Source organism: Alishewanella longhuensis, assembly GCF_014653435.1.
Classification (GTDB): domain Bacteria; phylum Pseudomonadota; class Gammaproteobacteria; order Enterobacterales; family Alteromonadaceae; genus Alishewanella; species Alishewanella longhuensis.
On the sequence record NZ_BNAO01000016.1, the window covers coordinates 1 to 9,759 of the forward strand.

At 43.8% G+C, this 9,759-nt stretch carries 7 protein-coding genes; 2 read left to right on the plus strand and 5 right to left on the minus strand.

The window, feature by feature from the left end; all coding sequences use genetic code 11:
* Window positions 1-441: 441 nt before the first annotated feature.
* Together IE163_RS17550 and IE163_RS17555 are read right to left on the minus strand one after the other, a co-directional pair.
* Window positions 442-4,131 carry an anti-phage protein Upx-like protein gene (locus IE163_RS17550; protein ID WP_189434440.1) on the minus strand — a complete coding sequence of 1,230 codons (3,690 nt, stop codon included), beginning with the start codon at window positions 4,129-4,131 and terminating at the stop codon, window positions 442-444.
* Between the two features lie 1,084 nt (window positions 4,132-5,215).
* Window positions 5,216-5,602 carry a DUF2200 domain-containing protein gene (locus IE163_RS17555; RefSeq protein ID WP_189434443.1) on the minus strand — a complete coding sequence of 129 codons (387 nt, stop codon included), beginning with the start codon at window positions 5,600-5,602 and terminating at the stop codon, window positions 5,216-5,218.
* 333 nt (window positions 5,603-5,935) lie between these two features.
* Between IE163_RS17555 and IE163_RS17560 the strand changes: the two genes are divergently transcribed.
* Together IE163_RS17560 and IE163_RS17565 are read left to right on the plus strand one after the other, a co-directional pair.
* Window positions 5,936-7,393, plus strand: coding sequence for an FAD-binding oxidoreductase (locus tag IE163_RS17560; protein ID WP_229833642.1), 1,458 nt, complete (start codon window positions 5,936-5,938; stop codon window positions 7,391-7,393).
* A gap of 83 nt (window positions 7,394-7,476) precedes the next feature.
* Window positions 7,477-8,235 (plus strand): alpha/beta hydrolase, encoded by a 759-nt coding sequence (locus IE163_RS17565; protein ID WP_189434446.1) that lies wholly within the window; start codon window positions 7,477-7,479, stop codon window positions 8,233-8,235.
* 128 nt (window positions 8,236-8,363) lie between these two features.
* Here the strand turns inward: IE163_RS17565 and IE163_RS17570 are convergent, their stop codons facing one another.
* The 3 genes from IE163_RS17570 to IE163_RS17580 all read right to left on the minus strand — a co-directional run bounded on the left by IE163_RS17570 (window position 8,364) and on the right by IE163_RS17580 (window position 9,704).
* Window positions 8,364-8,600: a helix-hairpin-helix domain-containing protein gene (locus tag IE163_RS17570; RefSeq protein ID WP_189434451.1), complete on the minus strand. Its 237-nt coding sequence runs from the start codon at window positions 8,598-8,600 to the stop codon at window positions 8,364-8,366.
* Between the two features lie 259 nt (window positions 8,601-8,859).
* Entirely contained in the window at window positions 8,860-9,411 is a 552-nt protein-coding gene (locus IE163_RS17575; RefSeq protein ID WP_189434454.1) for a DUF805 domain-containing protein, read from the minus strand.
* A 131-nt stretch (window positions 9,412-9,542) separates the two neighbouring features.
* Entirely contained in the window at window positions 9,543-9,704 is a 162-nt protein-coding gene (locus IE163_RS17580) for a DinB family protein (protein WP_229833643.1), read from the minus strand.
* Window positions 9,705-9,759: the final 55 nt, after the last annotated feature.

A 9,759-nucleotide genomic window follows, 5' to 3' on the forward strand; every position in this document is an offset into this window, starting at 1 on the left:
AACGATTGATCATAAAAATCTTGTGCTTAGACCAAAAGGTGATCAGCAGTTTTCACACAGCCTGAGCGAAAAGCAGACGTTCAGATCAGACGCTCACGCAAAAACGAATCTCTGCTTTGCCTTATTTCCGGACATTCGTTTTTTCGAGAGCCTAAAGTGCTAGAGCAACTCTTCTCACATGGCCAAATTCATTTAGATACTAATGTATTAACAATACCCAGACCGAAACTGTAGATTTTAGCAGTACCAAGTAAATTGCTTTTTAACTTGTCAAAATCCACTTTTCATTCAAAAGGTTCCAATAGGTATACAACGCCCGCAACACCGGGCAATTTGGAGCGCATCGGAAAATTGTTATTAGTGCTTTCGCTTGTTATATACGATCTGTGGGATCATTGCCCCACCCAGGTCCGACCAAAAACAATAATTTCACTACCTAAGTTATCCATGGCACCCGACTGTCGACAACCAATCTTCAAGCTCCCTAAATGAGATGATGTCTTCACTCGCTATCGGTAGATCCTTTTTATATTTCATAGGCATTTCGGTGCTTGTTAGAAGTGCATTTCTTATTGAAAATACAACCTCTCTGCAATTGAGTCTCTTCAACACTGAATCTAAATTATCCACAGTCCAACTCACACGGTTTAAGTGCTTGCTAAGCTCATCTTTTTCCGCCCCCTTAAACCTGTTACACACATCTGCAACTTCGGAGATTGTCTTAGCCATCTGGAGTTTCTTACATTCAAAAAGAAGCATTAAACCGTCTTTAATCGCCAGCACATCAATATCACCAAGCTCCTGAGATGCCCCCAATGTTGTCATCAGAACTTCCTTCCTGACATACCACCCATCAGACTCAAGTTTTGAAGCAACCAAATCTGTAAAATCCGCCCCTCTTTTGTCTACCATAGACCCGACATAACTACGCATAACCGCAGAGTCAAAAAACTCTGTATTGAACTCACCATTTTTTGCTCTATCTAGGAAATAGCCCACGCCCAAACGAATCAATGAAAGGCTTAGGAAAACCTCTTCCTCACTGAGCTGAAAAACAGGTTTAACCAAACAACTTAGCTTTCTTTTAAACTTCCAAGGTGCTATATCTCTAAAGACGAATCCTTCGGGTGGTTCAGACCATTCAGCTCTTGAATATAATGTGAATGCTTGGAAAAACCGTCTCACGGTATCTGCTTCCAAGTTTCTTTTTTCCACAATACGACATATTAATTCATCCAACCTCATTATTATAATTGGCTGAGAGGTTTCAACATGCAGGTCAATAATTTCCGCCCAGCACTCAACAAGCTGATGAGCTAGAAGACCATATTCAGCTGACAAAGCATTATCGAATTCTTCGCCAAAAACACCTTCTTGCAATTCTGATTTCTCAATAAGCTTGGCATTGTATAGCTCTTCGTAATCATCTATAGCCTCACTAAATTGAATCCCAAAATACCCTGAGAAATAAGGCAATAGCAATTCTTCCATCACTTCCGTAGGAAGGATATATGTACCATTCATATTGAAAATTATTTTTGGGGCCACAAGTCCCCAGTGAATAGCATCAGAATCAGAAGCTGTATTTACCAATAGAGATGTAAGAGAAAGTAAATCAGCGATAATGTTTTCATTTACAGGCATTCCTGAATTATAAGGACATTCAATTAAAGACATTTCAATCAGCGACCGCAAACACAAAGACGTCAAGCTTCTATCTGACTCTCTCTCGCGAGCAACCCGAATTACATCATCATGTTTTGAATAGATAGCGAATACCGCTCTTGCAGTCCTATTCCATTGACCTCGATCTTGTTCAATTGAATTAACCAGTGAAACTAACTCACTTAATATGGAACGTCTATCTACTTGCGACAGAATGAACTTAATCCTCCCCCATATTTCGTCAACAATCCTATTTAAAACAGCCTTGCAATTAGACTTTCCTGTAATTTCTTGGCTAAATAACTCTAATGAATTACTTATACGAATACGATCAAATAAGGTTTTCTTTCTATCAACAAATTTTGGCTTTCGGGACACCGTATGAAGTAGAAAATCAACGGGATCATATGATCTAAATATATGAACAAGCCTAACTGCCGAGTCGCTCAAAACATGGTCAATAGCATTATCAACATGCTCATTAATATCTGAGCCTCTATCAGCCAGAAATTCTGCCAGTGAGGATAAAACTAGGTTAAGAACTAAATTCTCACCCGTATTGTTAACTCGGGCAAAGTTAGCCATGAAGTTTGATTCAAGTTGTATCCTACAGGCATTATTACCCCAAAATATATTGGCACCTCTGTTTTCTTGCGAATCTAAATCTATCTGGTCTTTTGGAACCATATCAGAGAAATCGATAACTACCTGCAGTGAATAACGTTCTTCAAAGCTTACAAATGAGGATATATAATTAAGAGCCTCTTCAATCGCATCAATAAAGCCAGACCACCACTCATAGATTATTGATCTAATAGCAGTTTCCTCTTTGAACTCAACTCCAAACCAAAGATCAACAAATCTAGATTCAATAAGCCCATTGAGAACTCCATTATCCAAATGATCGACAGATACATATATAGGCTTGCTTTTCATACCCACATAAAAAGAATCTTTTGTTAGCCGTTCAACTCTTTTCCAGGTGCCATCAATGTATTTTGAGCTATGTTTATCTCCCTGATTTCTCAGTTCTCTTCTGAGTGGAAAGACAAAGTCGGTATATAAGCTTATAAAACCACCTTCTGATACGGGTACATCATCAGGAACACACTTATATTCGGATTCCTTCCAAAAACCAAAATAATTGAAGTCTCCGTTTACATTATGTATTTTCACTCCTTTATCTTCCATCCATAGCTTCTGCTTTATACACTGGAAGAACTCTTCTAATGGCCTACTTTTAGAGTTACACAAAAGAATTAAGTCATTCAAACTTATCGCGGAAACCCCCCAGTCATCTGGCCACTTTTCGAACCCAAAGTTATACCCTCTACCAAAACCTCCGTGTGTAATAAGCGAAAATCCTGATACAAAATCATCCTGTAATTTACAATATTCAGCAATTGAATGGAAAAACTTACCAAGAGAGTCAACCTGTTCTTTCGATGGGGTGTGGTAACTAGCCATCCCTTCATCAATTATTTGATTGATTTCATCATGAATGATTACCGCATGAAGATAATTTCCTGAATTATCCCTTAATAAGAGCGCATGCATTGGCGGCATGTTCTCGATTGCTGACAGCTCTGGGGTTATCGATTCAAATCTACCTCGGAACTCACGAAGAATTTCATCTGTTAATTGCTTCGCTTGGTAGTTTGCTAGTAATTTCGAAAAAGCTCCCAAACTTCCATCTTCTTTACAACCGGATAGGAAGTAGTATCTGATAGCAACACCCACGGCACTAGGAATAGAAAGAATATAACTGCCATCAATTTCAACGATGGGTTTCTTTTCTAAAACTGAATTTCCAACTGTAGACTGCTTTAGGGCAAATATATCGTCATTTGTAATAATGAACGGCCGAATTGATTCAACTGAAACACCTAGTAAACCAAGTTCATCACGAGTAAAGGTTACTCGCTTTGACAACGAACTATATTCTTCAGACCTTGGGGCATTGATACTTTTTTTATCAAATGAATCTTCATAGGAATTTCGGCGCAAGCCAGACCTTGAAGCAACCTCTTCACTTAACTTGAGCAATGATATACAGCTTTCCCTTATTTGCAGGAGATTATCAGGGACTTGATACCGAGTTACGATATCAAGCAAGGCCTGAATAAAGTAGTCATTAGCCTCCCATAGAGCATTAAAAACCCTAAGATCCCCATGCTCTGTCAGGATATTAGAAACGAAAACGTCCTCTTGAGGGTCTTCAAACATTGCAACCAGTGTGTTGCCCAATAAATCATTAAGAACGGTCTTGAAGGTAGTTCGGTTTGGTTGTTTAGATCCTCTCGAATAAGCAACTGCAAGGTGGACGAGGGTTTCACACCTGATTGAATTTGCTGAAAGCCTCGGAAGAGTTAGAAGACCTGCCGCAGTAGCTACCGTTTCTTTGTATTTAAATCCAGACAGATATTGGATTACTTCTCTGCATGGTTTTGAGCGCAAATCGATCATAAAAATTCCCCCCGACCATTTTCCTGATAATCTTATTTTTTTATTGATAGCATAAATTTAAACTAATGAGTCTATCTAACCCCTGCAATGAATTGGGTAAATATTCTTGATTTTCCGATTTCTTAAATCCGTTTATTTGTTTCACGTTGGATCAGAACCAATTACACATTCCGAAATTTCAAATCCAGAGTTCAATAAGAACATCTATCGCAAGCCGACTTGGCAAACTTTAGGTCGTCCAGATACTTTAAAAACAGCATCCAGCATCTTTGTTTAGTATGTCGTCAATATTCTTGAAAGTTTGTTCAAACATTGATGGCCTATCCCTGATAGGCGGTTGCATATAAAATCATCTTAAATCTGTAATTGCGTTAGTGCTTAAAATATAATGCTGATGATTATTCAATTAAGTGGCTCAATTTAGAGCATCATGCCCTTTACAAAGAGTTTGTTTTATATGGAGTTCAATTTACGTTGTATTAAATATCGGGGCAAGAAAATTTATGGTCACTAGTTCATAAGTGCAAGGATTTTTGAAACGTTTTGAAAAAACGATGGGTTCTCGAATTTTTCGAGAGCCCTCTAAGCTGTAGTTTGCCGAACGTCCGCTTTCAGTGAAAAGCGCCGATTTAATCAAACTTCAGTGAATTTCCGCTTTTGGCACTGACCAGCCATAACCACTACAAAATATACAAGTGATTTAACCTTAAACCCGCTGTTACATTTACCGAAAAAGCACACTTGGTCAAGTATTTAAATGGCATGATCTTAGATGGCTGGATAACCCTCGTTTGCGCTGATGGTTAAAGCAGAGGGACACTTTGCGAAGTATTTTATGGTCGCTAAATTTCTGGCTTTAACATAAAAGCCCGCAGTTGCTGTTCTTCGCGCATTACGTGCAGTTTTAGCACCTGCTCGCCAGCCTGGCGGTAAAAGATCCGGCATGGTGGCAGTACGACTTCGCGATAAACTGAGTTTGGTAGCTCTAAATTTGAGGATCTGAATAAATTTGGCTTAGAACAAAATTAATTTGTGTTTCAGCCACTGGTACTTAGCAGTGTGTTGGCAGCAGCATCCCTTCAAGCTATGAAGCTTCAAAGGGCCCGGATGACGACCTCAGAATTTTCTCCATCTTGCGGCCTTTGGCAAGTTCGTCCACCAGTTTGTCCAGATATCTCACTTGTTTGGTCAACGGAGTCGCAATGTCTTCAATGCGATAGCCACAAATAGTACCAGTGATAAGCTGTGCATTCGGGTTGAGCCTGGCCTCAGCAAAGAATTGTGTAAAAGTAGCCTGATTATCTAGCAGGCGTTGTAAGTCTTTCGCGTCAAAACCAGTAAGCCAGGTAATGACTTGCTGCAGTTCCTCTGTGGTTCGCCCCTTCTTTTCAACTTTCACAATATAGTGTGGGTAAACAGAGGAAAACGTCATATTCGCCATTCGTTCGTCGTGTTCTTTGGTCGTCTGCATCGAAGCCCTCCTATGGTCGGACGTAATCAGCCACTTAATTTCCTACCCTTTGTTGCGGTTTAACTTAGCCAGCAACTCAGAAGGGGCATAACTTGCCTGTTGCTACCTTGAACTTCGTTTTGTCAGATAAGCCTCCAAACTTCTACCACTTTTACCTTAAACTTTAACATCGTCAAGCTGATAAATCGGTAAATAAGGATGATACGCCGTAGCAGTGAACCTTTCCGGCCACAGCGTAAGTGCGTACACGGCAAATAAATTCACCAATGCATTGTTATTTATTTGCGGGTTAATTATGTTAGGCCCTGATAAATGACAGGGACGTTGAGAAAGATGATCAAAAAGTTAAGCATTGCCATGCTGGCGGCAGTTTTAGCCATGCTATGTTGGTGTTTAAGTTATCTGCTGCCTTATATGACAAAGTCTGTAGTGGCGCCGCCCCCTCTTGTTGTTAACGATGTAACCCAGCTTTACGCCATAACGGTTAACAAGGTAATTGCGCCACAAACGGAAACCGAGTTAGTGCATCAGTTGCTGAACTCAAGCGGTGCTGTATCTGTCGGTGGTGGACGTTATAGCCAGGGAGGCCAGGTAGCGCTGCCTGACAGTTTGCATATTGATATGCGCAGTTACAACAAGATCGTTAGCTTCTCGCCGGATAAAAAGCACATTACTGTGCAGGCGGGGATTACTTGGCGAGACATTCAAACTCATATAGATCCTTATGATTTGTCAGTAAAAATAATGCAAAGCTATGCTGACTTTACTGTCGGTGGCTCTCTCAGTGTGAACGCGCATGGCCGCTATATCGGCGAAGGCCCGTTAATTAATTCAGTACAAGCTATCAAGCTCTTGCTGGCCGATGGCAGTGTTATAACGGCAACGCCCGAAAATAACAGCGAGTTGTTCTATGCCGCTATCGGCGGCTATGGTGCTATGGGTATTATCCTTGAAGCCAGCTTACAACTCACCGATAACAGCCGGGTGCAGCGTCAGGTAGCCAACGTGGCCTTAAAAGACTACCCCGATTTTTTTCAGGTGCAGATCCGCGATAATTCTCAAGTTGTATTTCACAATGCGATACTTTACCCGCCGCACTACAAGCAAATAGCCGCAGTATCATGGGTAAAGACTGATGCTCCTGTTACAGTAGCTAGCAGGTTGCATAGCCCCAACACCCGATACTGGTGGCAACCAGCGCTAATCGATTTTGTGGCTGATTATGATTTTGCTAAAAGGCTGCGCCAGCAGTGGTTAGATCCGCTGCTGTTTAGCCAACCCGCGGTGCACTGGCGCAATTATGAAGCCAGTTACGATGTCAGAGAGTTAGAACCGGCTAACAGAACAAAGCAGACCTATGGTTTGCGCGAATATTTTGTACCGGTTGATCAGTTTGATGCCTTTGCCACACAACTAGTGGCGCTGTTGCAACAACATAAGGTCAACGTGTTAAATGTGTCGGTAAGGCATGCTTTGCCAGACAAAGGCTCTTTGCTGGCCTGGGCGCCTGATGAAACCTTCGCTTTTGTCATTTATTACCGCCAGGGCACTGATGAGCAGGCTCGCCAGCATACCCAACTCTGGAGTCAGCAGCTGATTGAGGCGGTATTATCGCATGGCGGCACTTATTACCTGCCTTATCAACCCAGCGCGACACCAGAGCAATTTCAACGCGCCTATCCGCTTGCCACTGAATTTTTCCGCTTAAAGCAGCAGTATGACCCACAAAACCGCTTCACCAGCCAGTTTTGGGACAAGTACCAACCACCGTTGGTGGCTGGTGGCAGTTAAGCGCAGCGGTGAATAGTGCCATTTGCTTTAGCACTGCTATCCGCTAAGCTGTTTTACACCGTTAATCTACTGCCGGGTAAATCATGCGTATGCTGCTTACGCTCACAGGTTATGTGCTGGCAGGCTATTGCCTGCTGTGTTTATTGTTATATCTGCTGCAGCGGCAGTTAATTTACTTTCCGGTCGCCGCCCAGCTGCCAGCAACCGAGCCGCTGATTTTGCAGCAAGCCAATGCCACTGTACTGGTAAGCCGTAAAGCGCGCGACAGTAGCCAGGCGTTGCTGTATTTTGGCGGCAATGCTGAGGATGTTAGTGTGGCTTTATCAGAGTTTGCGGCGGCTTTTCCAAACCATGCTATTTATCTTATGCACTACCGCGGTTATGGCGGCAGCTCCGGCAGCCCTTCCGAACAAGCACTGGTAGCCGATGCGCTTACGCTGTTTGACCAGCTACAGAGTAAACATAGTGATATTACCGTGCTGGGGCGCAGCCTGGGTTCTGGCGTAGCGGTGCAACTGGCGGCGCAGCGTAAAGTAGCACAACTGGTGTTAATCACCCCGTTTGATAGCCTGAGCGCACTGGCTCAGCAGCAGTTTCCGCTATTTCCGGTTAGGCGGTTGTTAAAGGACACTTACACATCAGTTGCTTATGCACCGGCCATTACCAGCCCCACGCTGATATTAGTGGCAGAGCAGGATGAGATAATAGCTCGTACGCATAGCGAGGCGCTGTATCGGGCGTTTTCACCCGGCGTTGCCACGCTAAAAAGCTATACCGGCAGCCACAATAGTGAACTAGCGGCCAGCCAAATTGCCGCCTGGCTGGCGGCTACAATACCATAAGGTTTTGTTACAGCCCGGTGCAAGCTGCCGATTTAAGGCTGCGATCTCATTGCCACGAAACGTCCGTTTGTACTGCATTGGCGATATCGCCAGGTATTTTCTGAAGTTATGCCGCAGCCTCCCAACAGCTAAAAACCCTGCCTCGCCCTCTCTATTGCGGACTTGACCGCCGACAAGGCCTGAGGACTATTTTTCCAGCAGGTGGTTCTCAGCATAAATGCCACTCGTTCAGCAATTTCGTGCGGCTCAAAGTTCGCCAACTCAGCAAAAGAGCCTATACCTATCTCCTCAAAACGTTTAACTACTGTAGGACCAACGCCCTTCACTTCGAGCAGCGCAGTTTTTTCTGCTTCACTAAATGCCATGGCCGATTTCCTTAAACCTCATAATGCTCCAATAAAATTGCTGAGCTTGCTAACTTATATTGAGTTTACTCTTCTTTATCGCTATTTTTTCTGTTCATGATTACCGCTGCCACCACCACAAAAAAAATAATTACACCGGTCAAAAGCACTATCTCGATTAATATATCCATGTTCCCTTCCTTGCTGATCTGCTAACTCTGACTGTGAATACCATAACATTTTAATAAGCAGCGGTCTTTAAGTAGCGCTTTTATGGCAGTCAGTGCGGTGGCGCATTTAGCGGCTCTGCCTCTTTGCTCGGTTGGGTAAGCAGGTAAAGCAGCAAAAGCAAACCGGCCACGGGAACCAGGTAGATAAGTTGCCACCAAGGACTAAGTCCGGCATCGCGCAGGCGCCGGGTAAAGGCCGCAAGCCACGGCAGCAAAACTGCCAACGCCATAATCTGCAGCGGCAGCGGACCGAGGAGCTCAGCAAGCAATTTTGTAAAAGCCAACATCACGGCCACAGCAAGGGCAAACCACCAGAAATCGGCGCGTTGGGTGGTGCCAGTAAATTCCAGGCCAGCAAACACACCTTCGCGCATTGCCTTAAGAGCAGGTTGGCCGGGCGTCGACTCACGCAGCAGCAAGCTATCGGCTGGAACCTCAAGCACAGCTGCCAGAGCCCGCAAAGACTCATTCGAAATTTTCGCGCCTGCTTCGAGGCGTTGAATGGTGCGCAGATTCAAACCTGTCAGTACGGCCAATTGCTCCTGCGACCATTGCCGGGCAAGGCGTAGCTCTCGAAGTCGGGTGCTGTTCACGTACATCATCAATACTCCTGCATAGGGTCTCTGGTGGAGCACTATTATCCGACCAAACGGTGTTACAGCGTGACGAAAAAGCCCCGACATAAGCACGACTTTAGCCCGACTTTTTGCTTGTTGGCTACTATTTAGGTAATCTAAACAGCAGAAACCGTTACCGCTACCACATGCCCTAATTGGCGCAATAAGGTGGTGAGCTGGCCGCGGTGATGGGTTTGGTGCTTAACCAGATGGTGTAGGGCCAAACGCCTAACCAAACAACTTCGCTGCGCGAGCCGCCATCTCTGCTTCACTAACATCTTCAATATGAGTGGAGAACATCCAACTATGACCGAAAGGATCCTGCAGGCAGGC

What these genes read in the sequence shown, in the direction of transcription:
- IE163_RS17550 (WP_189434440.1), bottom strand. Translation starts at nt 4,131, where the DNA reads ATGATCGATTTGCGCTCAAAACCATGCAGAGAAGTAATCCAATATCTG.
- IE163_RS17555 (WP_189434443.1), bottom strand. Translation starts at nt 5,602, where the DNA reads ATGCAGACGACCAAAGAACACGACGAACGAATGGCGAATATGACGTTT.
- IE163_RS17560 (WP_229833642.1), top strand. Translation starts at nt 5,936, where the DNA reads ATGATCAAAAAGTTAAGCATTGCCATGCTGGCGGCAGTTTTAGCCATG.
- IE163_RS17565 (WP_189434446.1), top strand. Translation starts at nt 7,477, where the DNA reads ATGCGTATGCTGCTTACGCTCACAGGTTATGTGCTGGCAGGCTATTGC.
- IE163_RS17570 (WP_189434451.1), bottom strand. Translation starts at nt 8,600, where the DNA reads ATGGCATTTAGTGAAGCAGAAAAAACTGCGCTGCTCGAAGTGAAGGGC.
- IE163_RS17575 (WP_189434454.1), bottom strand. Translation starts at nt 9,411, where the DNA reads ATGATGTACGTGAACAGCACCCGACTTCGAGAGCTACGCCTTGCCCGG.
- IE163_RS17580 (WP_229833643.1), bottom strand. Translation starts at nt 9,704, where the DNA reads ATGTTAGTGAAGCAGAGATGGCGGCTCGCGCAGCGAAGTTGTTTGGTT.